Source organism: Massilia sp. (genome assembly GCF_046293535.1).
Classification (GTDB): domain Bacteria; phylum Pseudomonadota; class Gammaproteobacteria; order Burkholderiales; family Burkholderiaceae_D; genus Telluria.
In genome coordinates, this window is record NZ_JBKBOV010000042.1 from 16,319 (window position 1) to 35,926 (window position 19,608).

A 19,608-nucleotide genomic window follows, 5' to 3' on the forward strand; every position below is an offset into this window, starting at 1 on the left:
AAAGGGAACAAAACATGCGTGTCCTCCACGTCCTGGATCACTCGATTCCGCTGCATAGCGGCTATACCTTCCGTACCCGTTCGATCCTGCGCGAGCAGCGCGCGATGGGCTGGGAAACCTTCCACGTCACCGGGTCGAAGCAGAATTCCGGCGACGCGCTGGAAGACACCGTGGATGGCCTGCACTTCTACCGCACCCCGGTCGAGGACGGCTTCCTGGGCAAGCTGCCGGTGCTGAACCAGAAACAGGTCATCGACGGCCTGGAGCGCCGCCTCGCGGAAATCATCCCGACGGTCCGCCCGGACGTGCTGCACGCGCATTCCCCATCGCTGAATGCGATTGCCGCGCTTCGTGCCGGCAAGAAATTCGGCATCCCGGTGGTGTATGAAGTGCGCGCCTTCTGGGAGGACGCCGCGGTCGACCATGGCACGGCCACCGAGAACGGCGTGCGCTATCGCCTGACCCGGGCGCTGGAGAGCTACGCCCTGAAGCGCGCCGACGCCGTGACCACGATCTGCGAAGGCCTGCGCCGCGACATCGTCGCGCGCGGCATCCCGGCCGACAAGATCACGGTGATTCCGAACGCCGTCGATATCGACAAGTTCGCCGTCGGCGGCGTGGCCGACCAGGCCCTGAAGACGAAGCTGGGCCTGGCGGACGCGCGCCTGATCGGCTTCATCGGCTCCTTCTACGCCTACGAAGGCCTGGACATCCTGCTGCGCGCGGTGCCGGCGCTCACCGCCGAGCGGCCGGACCTGCGCGTGCTGCTGGTCGGCGGCGGCCCGGAAGACGCGCGCCTGCGCCAGCTGGCCAAGGATCTCGGCATCGCCGACAAGGTCGTCTTCACCGGCCGCGTGCCGCACGACCAGGTGCAGATGTACTACGACCTGCTCGACGTGCTGGTCTATCCGCGCCTGTCGATGCGCCTGACCGACCTGGTCACGCCGCTCAAGCCGCTCGAAGCGATGGCCCAGGGCCGCGTGCTGGCCGCGTCCGACGTGGGCGGCCACCTCGAACTAATCGTCGACGGCAAGACCGGCGTGCTGTTCAAGGCGGACGATCCCCAGGCACTGGCCGACAAGGTCGGCCAGCTGGTGGACGCCCAGACCGAGTGGCCGAAGCTGCGCGCCGCCGGCCGCCAGTACGTCGAAACCGAGCGCAACTGGAAAGCCAGCGTCAGCCGTTACAAGAGCATTTATGGCCGCCTGACCGGAGCCGCCGCCTGATATAGATCCTGACGTTCTCCACACTGTTCCGAACGGCGCAAGGCCGGGCAAGGGTATGTTCTTCCGGACGCGGACGTGCTTCGGCTTGCGGGCCGGGCACCCGTCCTGGGCTTCCATTGCACAAGCTGATCATAAATTCTGTCGGAAAACTTTACATTCCTCCTGGCTACAAAAATTCTTGTTGTGATTAATCAATGACTTATTTCTCTGGCACGGTTTTAGCTTATAAAATGATAAGTCTAATTAACCGGGGGAAATATGAGTTTCTTGCGATCCATATTGCTGGCTTCTACTTGCGCTATTCCAATGGTGCTCGGTATGGGCACTGCGAATGCGGCCCTCATCCAGGGCAGTTCCACGGGTAGTTTCTCTAACATTTCGAATTGCTGGGGCACCTGCTATGTATTCGATGGCGTCAAGCAGCCAGACACGGTGCTCGAATGGGGTTTCGGTTTCTTTACCAATGGATCGACCTTGGTGGCGCAGCAAAGGCAGTGGAATGTCGACGTGCAGGACGCGAATGACGTGGTCCTGGCCGAACTGGTGTGGACGAACCGTGCCACCCTGGACTTGCTGACCCCGGATATGTTCGCGGTCGATTACTCGCTGAACATCAAATTCAGCCAACCGAACGCCGTCAGCGACGCCGAAGTCTTCAATTTTTCGATCTTCAATACCAAAAACCCGGCCGGCGACAAGTTGCTGGGGCTGACAATGGCCGACCTCGCCGGACTGTCGTTTGCCCTGAACGGCATTGAAATGTCCGACATCAAGTACCAGCTCGCAGGGGCCGGCAGCTTCGACGGAAACTACTGGACCACCCCGGAAGGCAAGACCTCGAAGATGTACATCACCGCCGACTTCAAGGCAAGTGCGCCACCGGACAGCGATCCGGTGCAGGTGCCGGAGCCCGCCTCCCTGGCACTGCTCGGCGCCGGCCTGGTCGGCATTGGTTTCCTGCGCCGCCGCAGAACCGCCTGACAACAGCGAGGCAGGACGGGGGCACGCCTGTCCTGCCGGTGTCGCGATCTCAGCGCATCATGAACACGGGATAACGCCTCCACTCCGGTTCACGATACCGCTCGCAATTCGCGAAGATGAAGTCCAGCACCGCCTCCTGGTTCGACAGCAGCGCCGGATTGGCTTCCTTCCACGCTTCGAACTTCGCCGCCAGCGCCGGTTCGTCGTTGAGCAACTCGGCTGCGTGGTCCTCGAACACGTAATCCGAATACGCTTCCTTCTTCTCCAGCACGCTGTTGAAGAAGCCCCAGCGGAAGAAGCTGTCGTGTCCCAGCGGCTCGAGCGTCTCGACCGCATAGCGCGCATTGTCCTGGTCGAGCGGCACGATGTAGTCGCCGGCGCGCAGCTGGACCTGGGCACGGCGCCGTTCCAGCACCATGTCGTCGTGGAACATGTGGCCCTCGTAGGCGTTCGGGCGCGAGGACACCGAGACGATGTGGTAATAGTCCACCTCTTCCATGCGATCGGCGTCGACGCGTTCCATCCGCACGCCATTCCACTGCAGGCGCTCGACGACTTCGCGCCACTGCTGCGGCAGCACGTAGGCGCGCGGCGCCGGCACGTGGATGTCGGCCGGGAAGCGGTTGTACCAGGCGATGTCGCGCTCCCAGGGCTTGCTGCGGTCGTACCACAGGCGCGAATAGGTGCCCAGCACGCTCGGCTTGTACCCGGCCTCGTAGCCCTTGAAGCGGAAAGTATCCGGGTTCGCCTCGTCCATCGCCCAGTGGATCGGCCATTCGGCGCGGGTGCGCCCGAGCTGCTTGGCGGCGCGGCGCAGCGCCTGGATCTGTTCCGCGTTCCTGATCGTGAAATCGAGCGCGCACTCGACCAGCGCGCGCATCGACGCGTAGCGGTCCTTGAAGGGCTTGAGCATGTGCGTCTCGGGCATGAAGCCGATGGTGTGGTGCAGGGCCGCGTAGCCGGTCGAGAAGCGCGCCGTCTCGAGGAAGTCGGCGATGCCGTGGTCCGGGCTGTCCTTGACCGGGTTCACGTAGGGGCAGGTCGGCCAGCCGCGCGCTTCCATGTCGGCATACATGGCCGGCAGCATGGTCGAGCGCAGGAACTCGCCCAAATCTCCGCCCAGCTTGTCCGGCTGGGTGTGGATCAGGGTCATGGTGTAGCTGTAGTCGGCGCCGTTGGAGGTGTGGGTGTCGACCATCACGTCCGGGTCCCAGGCCGTGAACAGCTTGTTGAACACCTGCGCCGTCAGGCTGTCGCACTTGATGAAGTCGCGGTTCAGGTCGAGGTGGCGGCTCATGCCGCGGAAACCGAACTGCTCCGGGCCGTCCTGGTTCACGCGCGAGGTGTCGGCGCGATTCAGGCTGCCGTCCACGTTGTACAGCGGGACGAACAGGAACACGGTCCTACCCAGCGCTGCGAGGCGCTCGGGCTGGGCGCAGAAGTCGCGCACCAGCGCCATGCAGGCGTCCACGCCTTCCGGTTCGCCCGGATGGATGCCGTTGTTGTTGAAGAAGACCGGGCGGGAGGCGGCCTTGATCGCCTCCAGGTCGAACACGCCGTCGCTGCTCACCACGCCCGCGTGGATCGGCACGCCGGCGTCGGACACGCCCACCTGGTGGAAGCGCAGCACGTTCGGATAACGGCGCGCGAGGTCTTGGTACCAGGCGATGCACTCGGCATGCGTGGTGGTCTGGTTCAGGTTGCCCTTCTCGAAGGGCGTGAGCAGTTCAGTGGACATAATGACTTTACAGGGAGTTAAACCGTTGGGGCCGGCACGACGGTGGCCGGCGCATGCAGCGGCAGCGTGATCGCCACCACGGTGCCGCCGCCGACGCTGGAGCGCACGTCCATCACGCCGTGCACGGCGTACACGCGCTCGCGCATGCCGATGATGCCGATGCCTTCCGAGGCGCTGGCAGGGTCGAAGCCGTTGCCGTCGTCGGCGACCACGATGCGCAGGGTCTGCGCGCCTTCGTCCAGCACCAGGCGCACCTGGGCCGAGGTCGCGTGGGCGTGCTTCATCACGTTCGACAGCGCTTCCTGCACGATGCGGTAGGCGGAAATCGCCAGTTCGTTCGACAGGCGCGAAAAATCGCCCTCGCCGTGGAATTCGAAGCTGCAGCCCGAGCTGCCGTCGTAGTGGCGCACCATCTCTTCCACCGCGCCGTGCAGGCCCAGCATGTCGAGCACTTCGGGGCGCAGGCGCCGCACCAGGCGGCGGCCGTTGGCATACAGGTCGAGGGCGAGCTTGGTGATGGCCTGCGACTTGCGCCCGATCTCCTCGACTTCCGAACTCGGCGGCGCCTTGGCGGCCAGCGCGCCGATCGACTGCGCCTCCAGGCGCGCGGCGATCAGGGACGCGTTCAGTTCGTCGTGGATCTCGACCGCGATGCTCTTGCGCTCGTCCTCGATGATCGAGTTCACCTTCTGGATCAGCTTGCGCTTGTCGGCGTCGGCGCGCAGCGCCTCGTTGCGCGAGGCGAGCAGGTCGCGGGTGCGCTCGGCCACCTTGTTCTCGAGGTCGCGCTTGGATTCGTCCAGGGCCAGCGACATCTCGCCGATCGAGGCTTGCAGCTCACCCACCTCGCCGCCGGTCGTGACCGGCAGGTGAACGCGGAAATCGCCGTTGCGGATGCGGCTCAGGGCGCCGATCGCCTCGCGCAGCGGCACCGTCAGCGAGCGCGCCAGCACCCAGGCCAGCACGCCGCTGACCACCAGCGCCAGCGCGGCCATGCCGACCTCGAAGCGGAAGCGCCGGGTCTGCTTGGCCATCATGTTGGAGGGCGACATCGTCACCCGCACCCAACCGACGATCTCGGTGGTGAGGGTGGGCGGACGCAGGTCGCTGGAGGCCGACACGTGCGGCGTGCCGTTGTCGGTAAACAGGTTGATCCACACCACCTGCTTCTTGATCGGCGCCTCGTAATGGTGCGCCTGGGCGTCGATGGCCGATTCGGAATCGACGCGCACGGCCTGGATGCCGTCCGTGCCCACCACTTCGATGCGGTAGATGCTGCTGTCGGATTGCACCAGGCCGTTGATGGTCAGGCGCAGGTCGGACAGGTTGCCCGAGATGACGTTGTATTCGCTGGTCTCGGCCAGCGCGCGCGCCAGGGTGCGCCCGCGCTCGGCCAGCTCGTCGGCCACCTGGGCGCGGTGCGAATAATAGGAGTACCACACGAAGGCGGTGAACAGGAAGGTCACCGGCAGCATGGTGATGAAGGCCATGCGCCGGCCGATGCTCCAGCCGCGCCAGAAGCGCAGCTTCATGGCTTGGCCGCCTGTCGTGCGGCCAGCTTCGCAGGCAGGTTCGAGAAGCGGCGCGCGGTGTCGGTCACGCGCACGTCGAGCGAGCGCGCCACGCCCTCGTTGACCACGGTGCGGAAGTAGCGCGGGAATTGCGGCGGCGGCAGGTCGCCGGTGACAACGAAGGCGGCCGCGATCTCGGCCACCTGGGTGTTGATGTCCTCGATCTCGGAATACGTGGTGGCCAGCGCGCCGACCTTCACCATGTCGGCCGAGAAGCCGATCACGCCCTGCTTGCGGCGGTAGGTCGAGAGCAGGATGTTGCGCACGTTCTCCGGGTTGTAGACGTCGCCGTCGGGCATGGCCAGCAGCACCTCGGAGCGCGTCATGCGGTTGAGGGTGTGGTTGATGTCGTCCCCCAGGGCGAAGGGCTGCACCTCGACGTCCGGCTCCAGCGCCGGACGCAGGAAGGTGGTGTCTTCGCCCAGGATGGCGCCGACCCGCACCGGGCGGCCGTACAGCAGCGTGGCCAGGCGCAGCTGGTCGGCCGGCGCCGGCTCGGCATACACGGCGGTGGTCAAGCCGGCGCGCGCGGCCGGGGTCTTGGCGGTGAGCACGCGCCACACCTGGCTGGAGGTGAAGGCGGAGATGATCACGCAATCGCAGCGGCGCGCCACGGCGTCGCGCAGCGCGGCCGGGCCGATGGCCACGTAGAGCATGCGGCGGCGCTGGCCCAGTTCGGTGCGAAAGCCCGCGAAGGTGGGCACCAGGCGCTTGTACAGGTCTTCGGCGATGCGGCGCGTGACCTCGCTGTCGTCGCCGGTGAGGATCTGGAAGCGAAAGCCGGTGATCTCCTCGTCCTTGCGGACCGGTTCGGCAAGCTGCGCCTGCGCCGCGCCGGCAAGGAGCGCCAGCGCAGCCACGGCCGCGCGCAGGGACGTCGGGAGGCGCATCGCTTCTCTTAAGGTTCGATCAGGCCGTGCTTCACGGCCAGCAGGGTGATGTTGGCCTGGCGGTGCACGCCCAGCTTTTCCTTGATCGACTGGCTGATGTTGCTGATGGTCTTGGTCGACAGGTCGAGCTTCTCGGCGATTTCGGCATTGGTCAGGCCTTCGGCCATCAGCTTGAAGATCTCCAGCCCGCGCTCGTCCAGTTGCGATTGCGGCGTCACGTCGCCGCGCACCGCCATGCTGGCCAGGCGCGAGGCGATCTGCGGCAGGAAGTACAGCTTGCCGTCGTGCGCATGGCGCACCGCGGTCACCAGGTCGGACGGGTCGCAATCCTTGGTGACGAAGGCATGGGCGCCCATGCGGTAGGTTTCCTTGATCAGGCTGTCCTGGTCAAACTGGCTCAGGAAGATGATCTTGGCGCGCGGGTCGTCCTTCAGGATGCTCTGCGCGGCATCGAGGCCGGTGAGCTCGGTCCCGAAACGCATGTCGAGGATGACGACGTCGGGCTGCTGCGACGCATACAGCGCCACCGCTTCGCTCGGGGTCTTGGCCTGCCCCACCACCTGCATGCCGGCCGCCTCCAGCGACATGGCAAAGCCGGTCATGACGATCGGGTGGTCGTCCGCAAGCATCACACGGATCGGTTTTTTCTGTTCGGACACCATTTCACTCCTGTTGATCACCCGCTTGTTGGCGCACGCAATATGACGCTGTCATTCGCTTACCAATCGCTGGCAGGGCTGTGTGCCAAGGAACAGAAAGCTTACGGGTATGAGGAGGATTATTTCATACAACGGGCCATGACGCGAGTCCCAGCCATTCCACGACTTTTCACCAAACGGACTTACAACTGGAAGCAAAATTACCAAGAAATAGCTTTACATACTACCAAGCCCTAGCATATATTTATTCCATCAGCTGTCAGATGCATATCCTTCCTTAAGCAAAAAGTTCTGCGATGCAATTGCCGAGCCCAACAAGAAGAGGAGAACGCCATGCACTTCACGCAACTCAACGATGGAACCGGCGGCAAAGCCGGGAAATTCGCAGCCGTCGCCGGCCTGCACGTATTGGTAGGCATGGGCCTGATCAATGTGATGAATTCCAAGACCATCACCCTGCCGAAGCTGATCGAAGACGCGACGGTCTGGATCCAGCCCGACGTGCCGCCTCCCCCGCCGCCGCAGCCGCCGCAGCCGGTGGTGAAGGCGGTCAAGCCGCCGATCGTGGTGCCGGCGCCGGAAGTCGACGTGCCGCCGCCGCCGGTCGAGCAAACCATCCAGGCCAGCACCGAACCGGAGCCGGCCGTCGAACAGGCGCTGCCTTCCACCAGCGACACGGCGCCCGCCCAGCAGGCAACTTCGAACAGCAACCCGGGCCAGATGGGCAGCGCCGTGCTGGCCAATGCCGACGGCTGCGCCAAGCCGGACTACCCGGTGAACGCGGCGCGCAACGGCGACACCGGCACCGTGACCCTGGCGCTGCTGGTCGGCCCGGACGGCCGGGTGCAGGATGCGCGGGTCCAGAGGACCAGCGGCCACCGCGAACTGGACCGCGCCGCGCTGAACGCCCTGAGCCTGTGCCAGTTCAAGCCGGCCATGAGCAACGGCGTCGCCCAGGCCGGATGGGGGCAGATCGCCTACGTCTGGACGCTCGAATAAACCATTTCCGTTCCCTTCTTCGCCCGCTTTTCATCGCGGGCTTTTTTTCGCTCTACGCAAGACCAGGCAGGCAGCACCAATACAAACAACGAGGAGAGAGAAGCATGCTTACCGCTGGATCACCGATGGCGCCAGCGCGCGCCTTTGCCGGAACCAGGCTGGCCGCGCTGGCGGCCGGCCTGCTCGGCGCCGCCGTGCTGGCCGTACTGGCCTGGGCCGCCAGCCACCCCGCCGCGCCACCTGCGCCACCTGCCCAAGCCGCCGGGCCGGCGCTGGAGCGGATGATGCGCCACGTGTCGGTGCTGGCCGCGCAGCCGCGCCCGATCGCCACCGCCGCCAATGCCCGGGCGCGCGCCTACATCGTCGAGCAGTTGCGCGCCATCGGCCTGCAGCCGCAGGTAGCGACCGCCACCGTGCAGAAGACCAGCATCCGCTTCTGGGGCGGCACCGACGTGACCCTCGGCGTCGTCCACAACATCGTGGTGCGCCTGCCCGGCAGCGCACCGGACCGGATGCGCCGCCCGGTGCTGCTGCTGGCGGCGCACTACGACAGCGGCAATGCCACGCTCGGCGCGGCGCGCGGCGCGGCCCAGGTGGCGGCCATGATCGAGACCGCGCGCGCGCTGCATCTCGGTCCGGCACACCCGAACGCGCACCTGAACGACATCGTGATGCTGTTCCTCGATGGCGAGGAGGTCGGCGCGCTGGGCGCCAAGGGCTTCGCCGAACAGCATCCGGTGGCGGGCGAGGTCGGCCTGACGCTGAAATTCGATGCCACCGGCAGCGCCGGGCCTTTGCGGCTCTATGGGGCAAGCAACGCCGGCAGCGGCGCGCTGGGCGGCGTGGCGCAAGCGGCGCCCGGCATGGGCGGTTCGTCCCTGATGGCGCGCTTCTACTCGCTGCTGCCGGACACGCCGCGCATCGGCCCCCTGGCCGCCATCGACGCTCCCGCCCTGCTGTTCGCCAATACCGGACGGCCCTTCGGCGGCCAGCGCACGCTCGACTCCGTGGAGCGCCTCGACCCGGCCCTGCTGGCCCACCTGGGCGACACCATGCTGCGCCTGTCCAGGCACTTCGGCGCGCAGACGCTTGCGCGCGGCAGCTACGGGCCGCACGCCTGGTTCACCCTGCCCCCGTTCGGCAGCGTCCAGCATTCCGCCGTCCTGTGCTGGGGCCTGGCGGCGCTGGCCGTCCTGATGCTGGCGCGCGGCTACCGCCGGGCCGCGCTCGACAGCGCCGCCACGGTGGCGCCGCTGGTGCAGGGCTTCTTCGGCGTGGCGCTGCTCCTGCTGGCGGCCCGGATGCTGTTGTGGGAGCGGCGCTACGAACTGGCCGCGCTGGCGCAAGGGCAGCAAACCGGACCCGCGGTGGTGTTCCTGGTGTCGGGCGCCTGCCTGTTCGTCGGCGCGCTCTACCTGCTGCGCCGCCTGATCGGCGCGGTACCCGTGTTCCTGGGATCGATGGCGTGGCTGGCGCTGGCGCTGCTGCTGCTGCTCCTGTGGGCGCCGGAGACCGCCTGGCTGCTGGCATGGCCGCTGGCCGCGGCGCTGGCGGCCTTCACGGCGCTGGAGGCGCCGCGGCCCTTGCCGCTGCGCGCGGCGATCCTTGCCGCCGGCCTGCTTCCCGCGCCGCTTGTCATCCTGCCGGTATTGCGCGAGGTCTGGGTCGAGGTCGGCCCGCAGGGACTGTACGTGCTGGCGGTGCTGATCGCCGCCGCGCTGCTGTGCTTCGCCAGCCTGCTCCTGCTGCTGCCCCTCGGGCGCGTGGTCTGCGCCGGAGCAGCCGCGGCGTTCGCCGCCTGCCTGGCGTTGCCGGGGCAGGCGTCCGGCCCGGCGCCGGCGGAGCGGCCCGGCATCGAGCCGAACCGCCTGGTCTACTTCAAGGACATGAACAGCTGGCGCGCCTACTGGCTGCTGCCGCCGGAGCCGCTCGACGCCTGGTCGAAACAGTTGTTCCCGAACCTGGACAAGCCGTTGATCCACGTCGACGTGTTCGGCTGGCGCAGCCCGCGCCAGTGGCTCGCGGTCGCGCCGCGCGAGGACCGCATCGCCTTCCCCGACGCCACTATGCTGCGCAACCCGCGGCTGGCTCCGCCGTCGCCGAATCCGCCGCTGCGCCGGGTGGAGTTCACGCTGCGCTCGAAGAACCGCGCCCCGCACGTCGAGATGTGGGTGGCCGGCACCAAGCCGCGCCGCTCCACCCTCAATGGCCGGGTGCTGACGTCAAGCGAGAGCCCATGGTCGCTGTCGCTGTACGGGATGGAAGACCAGCTGCTGCGCTTTACCCTCGACGCGCCGAACGACGACCCGCTGGCGGTGATGATCGAGGAACGCATCCCGGGGCTGCCGGAACACCTCCTGCCGCCCGGCGCACCGCCGCGGATGCCGGGAACCGGCATGACGGTTTCAAGGGACGTGTTGCGGTTCTACTGAACAGTTGGCATACAATGTTCGACGCACAGCGTGCACACCCCGATTAACCAAGCAGCAGGAAGCCATGCACAAGATCGTCTCCTCCGTTGTCCTCACCGTCCTCGCAAGCAGCCTGGCGCTGGCCTATCCGGCCCACGCCGCCGCGCCCAAGGCACCGCAGTCCGCACAGGCTGCCACCGTCAAGGAAGCGCCCCTGCGCGCCCACCTCGCCTTCCTGGCGTCCGACGCCGTCGAAGGCCGCGGCACCGGCCAGCGCGGCGGCGAGCTGACCGTCACCTACCTCGAAACCCAGAGTGCCGCGATCGGCCTGCAGCCCGCGAACAAGGGCAGCTACCGCCAGCCGGTGAAGATCGCCGGCGTACGCTCGCTGCCGGAGAAGAGCAGCATCGGCCTGTTCGCCGGCGGCCAGCAGCTGGCTGCGCAATTCGGCCCCGACTGGGTCTGGGGTCCGGGCGATGCCAAGGCCGACCACACGCTCGACGCCGAGCTGGTCTTCGTCGGCTACGGCATCAATGCGCCGGAAGAAGGCTGGGACGACTTCAAGGGCCAGGACTTGAAGGGCAAGGTGCTGGTGATGATGGTGAACGATCCCAAGCCGACCGCCGCCGAACCGAAGCGTTTCAACGGCGAGGGCCTGACCTACTACGGCCGCTGGACCTATAAACTGGAAGAAGCGGCGCGCCAGGGCGCGGCCGGCGTCCTGCTGATCCACACCGACGCCTCGGCCTCGTACGGCTGGAGCGTGGTGCAGAACAGCTGGGCCAACGCCGAGCGCTTCCAGCTGGCCGAGGGCAAGCTGGGCACCGGCCTGCAAGGCTGGATGACCGACGCCACCGCGCGCAAGCTGTTCGCAGCAAGCGGCCAGGACCTCGACAAGCTGCGTGCGGCCGCCGAAGACAAGGGCTTCCAGCCGGTCGTGCTGAACGCCCGCGTCAAGGGCGAGGCGCGCGCCGCGGTGCGCACCCTGAACGAATTCAACGTGGCCGGCATCGTGCCGGGCACCGATCCGAAGCTGAAGGACGAGCTGGTGGTCTACAGCGCGCACTGGGACCACATGGGCAAGCAGGGAACCGAGGGCGACACCATCTTCAACGGCGCGGTCGACAATGCCTCCGGCACCGCCGCCCTGCTGGCGATGGCGCAGGAAGCCGTGCGCAGCCCGGCCAAGCGCAGCCAGATGTTCCTGTGGGTCGCGGCCGAGGAACAGGGCCTGCTGGGCAGCGCGGCCTATGCCGCCGCACCGCTGTGGCCGATCGAGAAGACGGTGGCCAACCTGAACCTGGACAGCCTGAACTTCGTGGGACTGGTGAAGGACGTGAGCACCCCGGGCAGCGAGCGCAGCGACCTGGGCGCGATGGCGGCCGCCACCGCCAAGAGCATGGGCATGAGCATCGCCCCGAGCCGGCCCGACCTGGGCGGCGGCTACTTCCGCAGCGACCACTTCAGCTTCGCCAAGGCCGGCGTGCCGGCGTTCTCGGTGGGCGCGGGCAGCAGCTGGGTGAAGGACGTGGAAGCGAGCAACGCCAAGCGCAAAGCCTACGGCGCGCGCTACCACCAGGCAAACGACGAATACGATCCGAGCTGGGACCTGTCGGGCATGGTGCAGCAGGCGCAGTTCACGCTGAACCTGGGCCGCATGGTGGCGGATTCGCCGAAGGCGCCGCAGTGGAAGGCGGGGGATCCGTTCGGTAAAGCCCGTACCGCGGCCAAGTAATCTGGCTGTACGACTTCGGATGTGAAATTGGGTTCCCGCCTGCGCGGGAACGACGTGCCGGGAGCACCATTGCTCTTGAGTCGTCGTACCCGCGAAGGCGGGTACCCAAGTTATATGCGTCGCGTTTACGCCGGCAGCATCGACCCCGTCTCGCGGTAGCGCACGTGCCACGAGAACGCCTTCTCCAGCACGTGCGGCGTCTGTCCCCCGCCCCGGTTGGCCTCTTCCACATACTCGCGCAGCATCGCCTTGTAGGGCTCGGCCACGCAGTTGTCGATGATGCGTTGCGCCCGTTCGCGCGGCGCCAGCCCGCGCAGGTCGGCCAGGCCGACTTCGGTGACGACGATGTCGACGTCGTGCTCGTTATGGTCCACGTGCGAGACCATCGGCACGATGCTCGAGATCTTGCCGCCCTTGGCCACCGACTTGGTGGCGAATACCGACAGATAGGCGTTGCGTGCGAAGTCGCCCGAGCCGCCGATCCCGTTCATCATGTGCGTGCCCGACACGTGGGTCGAGTTGACGTTGCCGTAGATGTCGAACTCGAGCGCCGTGTTGATGGCGATGATGCCCAGGCGGCGCACGACTTCGGGATGGTTGCTCACCTCTTGCGGGCGCAGCACCAGGCGGTCCTTGTAGCGTTCGATGTTGCCGAACACTTCGCGGGCCTTGGCTTCGGACACGGTGATCGAGGAGCCCGAGGCGAAATCCAGCTTGCCGGAGTCGAACAGCTCGAAGGTCGAATCCTGCAGCACTTCCGAATACATGGTCAGGTGCTTGAACGGCCCCTCGTTCAGGCCCGACACCACCGCGTTGGCGATGGTGCCGATGCCGGCCTGGATCGGCATCAGGCTTTCGGTCAGGCGGCCCTGGGCGATCTCCGCGCCGAAGAAGTCGATCAGGTGGCCGGCGATGGCGGCGGTCTCGGCGTCCGGCGGCAGGATGGTCGAGGCGCTGTCGTGCTTCTCGGTGAAGACGATGGCGACGATCTTCTCCGGCGGGATCTCGATGGCGGTGGTGCCGATGCGGTCGCTCACGTTCATGAGCGGCATCGGCTCGCGGCTGGGGCGGCGCTTGGGGATGAAGATGTCGTGCAGGCCTTCCAGCGCAGGCGACACGCTCATGTTGATCTCGACGATCACCTTCTCGGCCAGGATCGCGAAGCTGGCGCTGTTGCCGACCGAGGTCGTGGGAATGATGCCGCCGGCCTCGGTGATGGCCACCGCTTCGATCACGGCCACGTCGACCGGCGCGATCTGGCGCGTACGCAGCAATTCGACGGTCTCGGACAGGTGCTGGTCCATGAACATCACTTCGCCGCTGTTGATGGCCGCGCGCAGCGCCGGGTCGGTCTGGAAGGGCATGCGGCGCGCCAGGGCGCCGGACTCGGTGAGCTGCCTGTCGGTGTCGCCGCCGAGCGAGGCGCCGGTGATCAGGGTGATCTTCAGGGGCTCCTGGCGGGCGCGCTCGGCCAGCGCCAGCGGCACCGCCTTGGCGTCGCCGGCGCGGGTGAAGCCGCTCATGCCGACGGTCATGCCGTCGCTGATCCAGGCGGCCGCCCGGGCGGCGCTGGTGATGCGTTCGCGCAGCTGCGGCAGGCGGATGCGGTCGTGTAGAACGTGTTCGTCGTGGTGCATGTGGTCCTCGAAGGGGCTACGGAATTACATCAAACGGAAGTCGACCGCCTGCAGGGGCGGCGGGATGTCCTCGTCCTCCAGCGCGCTGCGCAGGTCGATCTCGATCGCGCGGCAGATGGCGTCCAGCGGCAGGTCGTTCGGCTCCATGCCGAAGGGCTCCTCGAGCTCGTCGCCGAGGGCGTCGAGGCCGAAGAAGGTGTAGGCCACGATCGCCACCACCACCGGCGTCATGAACTCGAGGGTGTCGACCAGGCCGAAGGGCAGCAGGAAGCAGTACATGTACGCGGTGCGGTGCAGCAGCACCGAGTACGAGAAGGGAATCGGGGTATTCTTGATGCGCTCGCACGAGGCGGCTGCCGCCGTCATCGCGGACAGCGTGGCGTCGATGTTGGCGGCCAGGCAGGCCTCGATGCGGCCCGCCTGCACGCACTGGCCGAGGTCCTGGCCCATCTGCCGCATCAGGTAGTCCGGTTTGTTGGGCGCGCCCTGCATCCGTTCGAATTCGCGTGGCGCGAGGAAGCGGGCCAGCCGCGGGTCGGGCGGGTGCTGGCGCAGCAGGTCGCGCAGGCAGGCGCAGAAGGCGACGGCGCGCAGGACCATGCGCACCCGCACGTCCTGCAGGCCGTTGCGGGCCAGGGCCGGGCCCTCGCCCCCGATCAGGCCGGTGCACTGGCGCGCCAGGTTGCGGCTGCGCAGCACCAGCTCGCCCCACAGCTTGCGCCCTTCCCAAAAACGGTCGTAGGCCGAATTGTTGCGAAAACCGAGGAAGATCGCGAGCGGCAGGCCGATCAGGGTGAAGGGAATCGGGGTGACGGTGATCTTCAGGCCGCCGAGCACCCCGTGCGTCCAGGTGACCGCGATGGCGATCGCCACGTTCACGGCGAGCACGGGCATGATGCGTTGCAGGACAGAGCCGCGCACCAGCAGGAACAGCTTGAGGCCGGAGGGCCTGTCTCGGATAATCACGATCTTTGCCGCTTGAAAAAAGATACCGGCAGGCGCCGGTATTCGCTAATATGTTCGTAAGTTAATCACTAATATGTTAGCCAGTCAAGCTCATCGAACCGCAGATTGGAGTAAACCGTGTCCCGCCGCATAAGCAACCGAGACTTGCCGCAGCAGCTGTTGAAGGCGCGCGACGCGCTGATGTCGCACTTCCGCCCAGTGCTGAACCACTTCGGGGTGACCGAGCAGCAGTGGCGCATCCTGCGCGCGCTGGACGAGCACGAACAGCTCGAGCCGCGCGAGCTGTGCGAGCTGTGCCAGATCCTGAGTCCGAGCATGGCCGGGGTGCTGGCGCGCATGGAAGAGATCGGCCTGGTGCAGCGCCGCCGCGTGGCGGCCGATGCACGCCGGGTGATGGTGAGCCTGGCGCCGAAGGGCGACGCGCTGTTCGACGAGATCGCGCCGCTGATCGAACGTCAGTACCGCTTGATGGAAAAGGCGTGGGGAAAGGGTGTGCTGGACGGCCTGTCGAGCGCGCTGGCCGGCTTCATCGCGGCGCAGGCCACGCAGGTGGAACAAGTGGAATTGCCGAAGCGTGAAGCGTTGACGGACGAGTGAATCCTGCCCCGGCTGCAACATGCCGGAGCGCTGGCTGGGCGTGAAATATTATTTCAATTTTTTAACAAAATTGACATGTAATTTCACACCCTGAGTTGACCCGGGGCTTACTGGATCACGCCGCAGGCGATCCGCGCGCCGCCGCCGCCCAGCGGCGCCGGATGGTCGGCGTGGTTGTCGCCACCCGCGTGGACCATCAGGGCCTTGCCCTTGACGTCCGCCATCTTCAGGCGCGGCGCCAGCACCGGGTTGGTGGCGTTGCCCTTGTCGTCCACCGTCAGGGCCGGCAGGTCGCCCAGGTGGCCGTCGCCCCAGGGCAGGCCGTGCTTGCCGGTCTTGGCCGGATCCAGGTGGCCGCCGGCGGCGCCCGCGGGCACCGGCTTGCCGTCCTTCTGATTCGGGCCGCAGCTGCCGTTTTCGTGCACATGGAAGCCGTGCAGGCCGGCCGGCAGGCTCTTCAATGCCGGGGTGAACACGAGGCCATGCTTCGTTTCGCTGATGGTCACGGTGCCGACCTCGGCGCCTTCTCCTTTGTCGGTCGCCATCTTCATGGTGACCTTCATGTCGGCGGCATTGGCAAGGGCACAGGTGGCGCCCAGCATGACGGCGCACATCCATCGAATGTTCATACACACCTCCTTCGAGATCCGGTTGAGATAATAAAAAGCCATGCAAGTGTATTCCATCCGCGTGGATGGGGGATGTTCCGGAGAGCGTCCCGCCAGCGCGGCGGCTTGCATCTCAGCTGACGCCCGCGACATCCGGTTCCGGCGCCATGGCCGCCGGCGGCTGGCACTGGGGCAGCCGGGCCAGGATGTCGGCCAGCGCCCGGAACTCCACCGGCTTGACCAGGTGGTGGTCGAAGCCGGCCTGTTTCGACAGGTCGCGATCGCGCGCCTGGCCGTAGCCGGTGAGCGCGATGAAGCTGGCGTCCGGATGGTCGCGGCGCAGGCGGCGCGCCAGCTCGTAGCCGGTCATGTCGGGCAGGCCGATGTCGAGGATGAAGGCGTGGGTGTCGGCGATCTCGCCGGAGGCGAGCGTGCGCATGGCGCCGTCGAACACGTGCACGGTATGCCCCTGCTCGCGCAGCAGCACCGCCAGCGACTGGGCCGCGTCGACGTTGTCGTCGACGATGGTGAGCGTGCACGGCGCAACCGGCAGCGCCCCGGGCGCCGCGCGCGGCGGCGCCGGCGCCACCAGGCCGGCGGCTTCCTGGGCCAGGGGCAGCAGCACCGATACCGCCGAACCCAGGTTCGGCCCGTCGCTGTGCGCCTCCACCTGCCCGCCGTGCATCTGCACGATGGTCTTGACCAGCGCCAGGCCGATCCCGAGGCCGCCCTGCGAGCGGTCCGGGGTGCGCTCGGCCTGGGTGAACAGGTCGAACACGTGGGGCAGCAGCTTGGCGTCCATGCCGGCGCCATTGTCGATCACGGTCATGCGCGCCTGTTCGGGCCCGGCCTCCAGGCGCAGCGTGATCCTGCCGCCCTGGGGCGTGTACTTGGCCGCGTTGTTCAGGAGGTTCACCAGCACCTGCACCAGGCGCGTGCGGTCGCCGGCGACGAGCACCGGGTGCATGGGCGCTTCCACCGCCAGCGCGTGCTTGCGTTCCTCGATGTGCGGGCGGGCCTGCTCGACGGCGGCGCGCAGCACGCCGGTCAGTTCGAGCGTCTCGGTCTCGAGCTTGACCAGGCCGCGCGTGACCCGCGACACGTCCAGCAGGTCGTCCACCAGGTCCGTCATGTGACGCACCTGGCGCGAGATGATGCTGCTGGCCTTCAGGCGCAGGCTCTCGTCGACGCTGGGCATGCGCAGCAGCTGGGCCGCGTTGGTGATCGGCGCCAGCGGGTTGCGCAGCTCGTGCGCCAGCATGGCGAGGAATTCGTCCTTCATCTTGCTGTGGCGCTCGGCCTCGGCTCTAGCCGCGCGCTCGCTGGCCAGGATGCCTTCGCGTTCCTTCGCGGCGCGCTGCGCCAGTTCGTACAGGCGCGCATTGTCGATCGCCACCGCGGCCTGGGCCACGAAGCCGGCGATCAGCTGCTCGGTGCGCTCGTCGAACATCTTCGGTTGCGAGTGGCCGAAGAACAGGCCGCCCAGCACCTCGCCCGAGCGCGAACCGACCGCGGCGGCCAGGTAGCTGCGCACCGGCAGGTGTCCTTTCGGCATGCCGTGGTGCGGCCCCATGCTGCCGTAGCGCGGGTCCTTGGTGATGTCGTCGCTGCGCACCGGCGGGCCGCCGCTGAAGGTGGGCGCGAAGACCGCGGTCGGGCGCGGATGGCCGAAGCCTTCGAAGGCTGCGCGCGGGGCGCCACTGAGCGTGTACAGCTGATAGGCGTCGCCGTTGGCATCCTTGTCGTTGTAGAAGAAGGCGCCGAACTCGGCCCCGGTCAGTTCGGTGGCGGCGTCGGTGACCGATTGCAGCAGGGTGTCCATGTCGAGGGTGGACGCCAGCACGCTGCCGGCGCGGTTGAGCAGCTCGAGCATGCGCGTCTCTTCGCGCAGCGCTTCCTCGGCGCGGATGCGGCGCAAGGCCTCCCAGGTGCGGCGCGCCAGGTCTTCGGCCAGGCTGCGCTCATCGATGGTCCAGCGGTAGGCGTGGTCCTTGTACAGGAAGCCGGCGCCGTGCAGGCGGTCGCCATCCTTCAGCGGGATGACCACCACCGAATGGATGCCGAGCATGAGGCAGGGCTTGGCGACGGCCGCGCATTCGGCGTCGGTCGAGACGTCGTTGATGCAGATGGTGGCGCCGGCGTGCAGCGCGGCGAGCTGGTTCGGCGACAGCATGTCCACCGGCAGCGTGCCCTGCGCCCCGCCGGTCTCGACGCCGTCTTTCCACTCTTCCTTGACGGTGAAGGTGCGCTTGTCCTCGTCGAGCTCGACGTAGGCGACGTTCGCATTGGCGAAGTACTCGCTGGTGAGGGCGATGGTGGCCTTGAGCATCGGGCCGAATTCGGTTTCGCGGCTCAGGGTGTCGGCCAGCTTGACCTGGTAGGCGTGGCGGCGCTCGCCCAACACGGCCTTGGTGATGTCGGCGAAGGTGGTCAGCACGCCTTCGACCTTGCCGCTATCGCCGTAGATCGGGCTGTACGAATAGCTGAAGTAGCAGGTTTCGTAGTAGCCGTAGCGGTTGATCGTCAGCGGCAGGTCGCCGGAGCCGAGCGCCTCTCCTTGCCGCACCTGCTCCCACATCGGGCCGATGGTCGACCAGATCTCGGGCCAGGTGAGGCGCACGTCGTTGCCCAGGGCGGCGTCCTGCTTGTCGCCGAGGACCGGCAGGTAGGCGTCGTTGAAGAACTGGACGTAGGAGTCGCCCCAGGCGAGATGCGCCGGCAGGCGCAGGTCGAGGACGGTGCGGACGGCGCTTTTCAGGCTCTGGGGCCAGCCGTCGACGGGACCGACAGGGGTGGTCTCCCAGGGATGGGCGCGCATACGGCGCTCCATCTCGGACATGGTCGTCGATGCGCTTGCAGGGTCGGAAGCCGCGTCAAAAGGCCAAGGCATGGTGCTCGCTGGGAAAGGATATGGATGGATCGCTAACTCAGCTGTGCATCATAGCAGTCATTACAGGGGACGGGCGTACGGATGAGTTAAATGGATCACATAGCGTAAAACGGATGTCTGGGCAGCTGCGATTTACCCCGCCCGGGTAAGTTGGCGCGGCATGCGCTGGACTTGCCGCCTTCGCGCGGGAAGTCGATTTAGAATGGTTTTGCTTATTGTGTGCTGTCTCTTCAGCGAAAGGAAACCAGATGAACCCGTCCATCCTGCTCATCGTCCTGTCTGCCCTGATGGCGGCTCCACTGGCGCATGCCGACGAGCCTTCGGTGTGCACATCGGTGTGTGCATCCGAAAAGCAGCAATGCACGAGCCGCGCAGGCAGGCTGACCGGACTCGACAAGCTGCCCGCGGCAGAGGAAAAGAACCAGTTCGCGCGGACGGCGAACCATGGCCAGGTGCAGTCGGTGCCGGCACGCGCGGCGGAGCAGTCCGATTTCCACAAGCGCAAACGCGAGCGCCTCGATGCTTGCGATGCGAGCTACCTGAGATGCACCCGTGCATGCGCGCCCGCGGCCTCTCCTGTCGTCGGCACAGCCTTGCCGGTAAAGTCAACCAGGCTATCCCACGCGCAGTAATCAACGCTCAGCCAGGTTTGCGCGTAAAAATGGATGCATGGGCAAAGTTAGATTCCGAAAGTCAAAAA

Annotated in this window: 15 protein-coding genes; 7 read left to right on the forward strand and 8 right to left on the reverse strand. The window is 66.9% G+C overall.

Features of this window, described 5'->3' with window-relative positions; translation table 11 throughout:
- The first annotated feature begins 14 nt into the window (after nt 1–14).
- Nucleotides 15–1,226, forward strand: coding sequence for a TIGR04063 family PEP-CTERM/XrtA system glycosyltransferase (locus ACK4S9_RS18735; RefSeq protein WP_409728787.1), 1,212 nt, complete (start codon nt 15–17; stop codon nt 1,224–1,226).
- Nucleotides 1,227–1,484: 258 nt separating this feature from the next.
- Nucleotides 1,485–2,207, forward strand: coding sequence for a choice-of-anchor K domain-containing protein (locus tag ACK4S9_RS18740; protein ID WP_409728790.1), 723 nt, complete (start codon nt 1,485–1,487; stop codon nt 2,205–2,207).
- Between the two features lie 49 nt (nt 2,208–2,256).
- On the opposite strand, the gene ACK4S9_RS18745 is transcribed toward ACK4S9_RS18740, so the two are convergent.
- The 4 genes from ACK4S9_RS18745 to ACK4S9_RS18760 are packed head-to-tail and all read right to left on the reverse strand — an operon-like array spanning nt 2,257 to nt 7,068.
- Entirely contained in the window at nt 2,257–3,945 is a 1,689-nt protein-coding gene (locus ACK4S9_RS18745) for a M14 family zinc carboxypeptidase (protein WP_409728793.1), read from the reverse strand.
- 17 nt (nt 3,946–3,962) lie between these two features.
- On the reverse strand, nt 3,963–5,477 hold the full coding sequence (locus ACK4S9_RS18750) for an ATP-binding protein (protein WP_409728795.1): 1,515 nt from the start codon (nt 5,475–5,477) through the stop codon (nt 3,963–3,965).
- Entirely contained in the window at nt 5,474–6,406 is a 933-nt protein-coding gene (locus tag ACK4S9_RS18755; RefSeq protein ID WP_409728797.1) for a hypothetical protein, read from the reverse strand. The genes ACK4S9_RS18750 and ACK4S9_RS18755 overlap by 4 nt, the downstream gene beginning before the upstream one ends.
- Nucleotides 6,407–6,414: 8 nt before the next feature.
- Complete coding sequence (locus ACK4S9_RS18760) at nt 6,415–7,068, reverse strand: response regulator transcription factor (protein WP_027867316.1); 654 nt, start codon at nt 7,066–7,068, stop codon at nt 6,415–6,417.
- 330 nt (nt 7,069–7,398) lie between these two features.
- Between ACK4S9_RS18760 and ACK4S9_RS18765 the strand changes: the two genes are divergently transcribed.
- From ACK4S9_RS18765 to ACK4S9_RS18775, 3 genes are all read left to right on the forward strand, one after another.
- A complete protein-coding gene (locus ACK4S9_RS18765; protein WP_409728799.1) occupies nt 7,399–8,064 on the forward strand; it encodes an energy transducer TonB in 666 nt (221 codons plus the stop codon).
- A 104-nt stretch (nt 8,065–8,168) separates the two neighbouring features.
- On the forward strand, nt 8,169–10,496 hold the full coding sequence (locus ACK4S9_RS18770) for a M28 family peptidase (RefSeq protein WP_409728801.1): 2,328 nt from the start codon (nt 8,169–8,171) through the stop codon (nt 10,494–10,496).
- Nucleotides 10,497–10,560: 64 nt separating this feature from the next.
- Nucleotides 10,561–12,210, forward strand: coding sequence for a M28 family peptidase (locus ACK4S9_RS18775; RefSeq protein ID WP_409728803.1), 1,650 nt, complete (start codon nt 10,561–10,563; stop codon nt 12,208–12,210).
- Between the two features lie 125 nt (nt 12,211–12,335).
- On the opposite strand, the gene ACK4S9_RS18780 is transcribed toward ACK4S9_RS18775, so the two are convergent.
- The gene (locus tag ACK4S9_RS18780) at nt 12,336–13,847 is read right to left on the reverse strand and encodes an acetyl-CoA hydrolase/transferase family protein (protein ID WP_409728805.1); all 1,512 of its coding nucleotides are present in this window, start codon (nt 13,845–13,847) and stop codon (nt 12,336–12,338) included.
- Between the two features lie 24 nt (nt 13,848–13,871).
- Nucleotides 13,872–14,813, reverse strand: a complete 942-nt coding sequence (locus ACK4S9_RS18785) for a bestrophin family protein (protein WP_409728807.1) — start codon at nt 14,811–14,813, stop codon at nt 13,872–13,874.
- 144 nt (nt 14,814–14,957) lie between these two features.
- Between ACK4S9_RS18785 and hpaR the strand changes: the two genes are divergently transcribed.
- Nucleotides 14,958–15,410 (forward strand): homoprotocatechuate degradation operon regulator HpaR, encoded by a 453-nt coding sequence (hpaR, locus tag ACK4S9_RS18790; protein ID WP_409728809.1) that lies wholly within the window; start codon nt 14,958–14,960, stop codon nt 15,408–15,410.
- A 107-nt stretch (nt 15,411–15,517) separates the two neighbouring features.
- Here the strand turns inward: hpaR and sodC are convergent, their stop codons facing one another.
- Nucleotides 15,518–16,039, reverse strand: coding sequence for a superoxide dismutase [Cu-Zn] SodC (gene sodC, locus ACK4S9_RS18795; protein ID WP_409728811.1), 522 nt, complete (start codon nt 16,037–16,039; stop codon nt 15,518–15,520).
- A gap of 112 nt (nt 16,040–16,151) precedes the next feature.
- Complete coding sequence (locus tag ACK4S9_RS18800) at nt 16,152–18,836, reverse strand: ATP-binding protein (protein WP_409728813.1); 2,685 nt, start codon at nt 18,834–18,836, stop codon at nt 16,152–16,154.
- A 320-nt stretch (nt 18,837–19,156) separates the two neighbouring features.
- Here ACK4S9_RS18800 and ACK4S9_RS18805 point away from each other — a divergent pair, with 320 nt between their 5' ends.
- Nucleotides 19,157–19,540 carry a hypothetical protein gene (locus tag ACK4S9_RS18805; protein WP_409728815.1) on the forward strand — a complete coding sequence of 128 codons (384 nt, stop codon included), beginning with the start codon at nt 19,157–19,159 and terminating at the stop codon, nt 19,538–19,540.
- Nucleotides 19,541–19,608: the final 68 nt, after the last annotated feature.

Excerpts from the sequence above, each read along its gene's own strand:
- ACK4S9_RS18735 (WP_409728787.1), top strand. The coding sequence starts at position 15 with ATGCGTGTCCTCCACGTCCTGGATCACTCGATTCCGCTGCATAGCGGC.
- ACK4S9_RS18740 (WP_409728790.1), top strand. The coding sequence starts at position 1,485 with ATGAGTTTCTTGCGATCCATATTGCTGGCTTCTACTTGCGCTATTCCA.
- ACK4S9_RS18745 (WP_409728793.1), bottom strand. The coding sequence starts at position 3,945 with ATGTCCACTGAACTGCTCACGCCCTTCGAGAAGGGCAACCTGAACCAG.
- ACK4S9_RS18750 (WP_409728795.1), bottom strand. The coding sequence starts at position 5,477 with ATGAAGCTGCGCTTCTGGCGCGGCTGGAGCATCGGCCGGCGCATGGCC.
- ACK4S9_RS18755 (WP_409728797.1), bottom strand. The coding sequence starts at position 6,406 with ATGCGCCTCCCGACGTCCCTGCGCGCGGCCGTGGCTGCGCTGGCGCTC.
- ACK4S9_RS18760 (WP_027867316.1), bottom strand. The coding sequence starts at position 7,068 with ATGGTGTCCGAACAGAAAAAACCGATCCGTGTGATGCTTGCGGACGAC.
- ACK4S9_RS18765 (WP_409728799.1), top strand. The coding sequence starts at position 7,399 with ATGCACTTCACGCAACTCAACGATGGAACCGGCGGCAAAGCCGGGAAA.
- ACK4S9_RS18770 (WP_409728801.1), top strand. The coding sequence starts at position 8,169 with ATGCTTACCGCTGGATCACCGATGGCGCCAGCGCGCGCCTTTGCCGGA.
- ACK4S9_RS18775 (WP_409728803.1), top strand. The coding sequence starts at position 10,561 with ATGCACAAGATCGTCTCCTCCGTTGTCCTCACCGTCCTCGCAAGCAGC.
- ACK4S9_RS18780 (WP_409728805.1), bottom strand. The coding sequence starts at position 13,847 with ATGCACCACGACGAACACGTTCTACACGACCGCATCCGCCTGCCGCAG.
- sodC (WP_409728811.1), bottom strand. The coding sequence starts at position 16,039 with ATGAACATTCGATGGATGTGCGCCGTCATGCTGGGCGCCACCTGTGCC.
- ACK4S9_RS18800 (WP_409728813.1), bottom strand. The coding sequence starts at position 18,836 with ATGCGCGCCCATCCCTGGGAGACCACCCCTGTCGGTCCCGTCGACGGC.
- ACK4S9_RS18805 (WP_409728815.1), top strand. The coding sequence starts at position 19,157 with ATGAACCCGTCCATCCTGCTCATCGTCCTGTCTGCCCTGATGGCGGCT.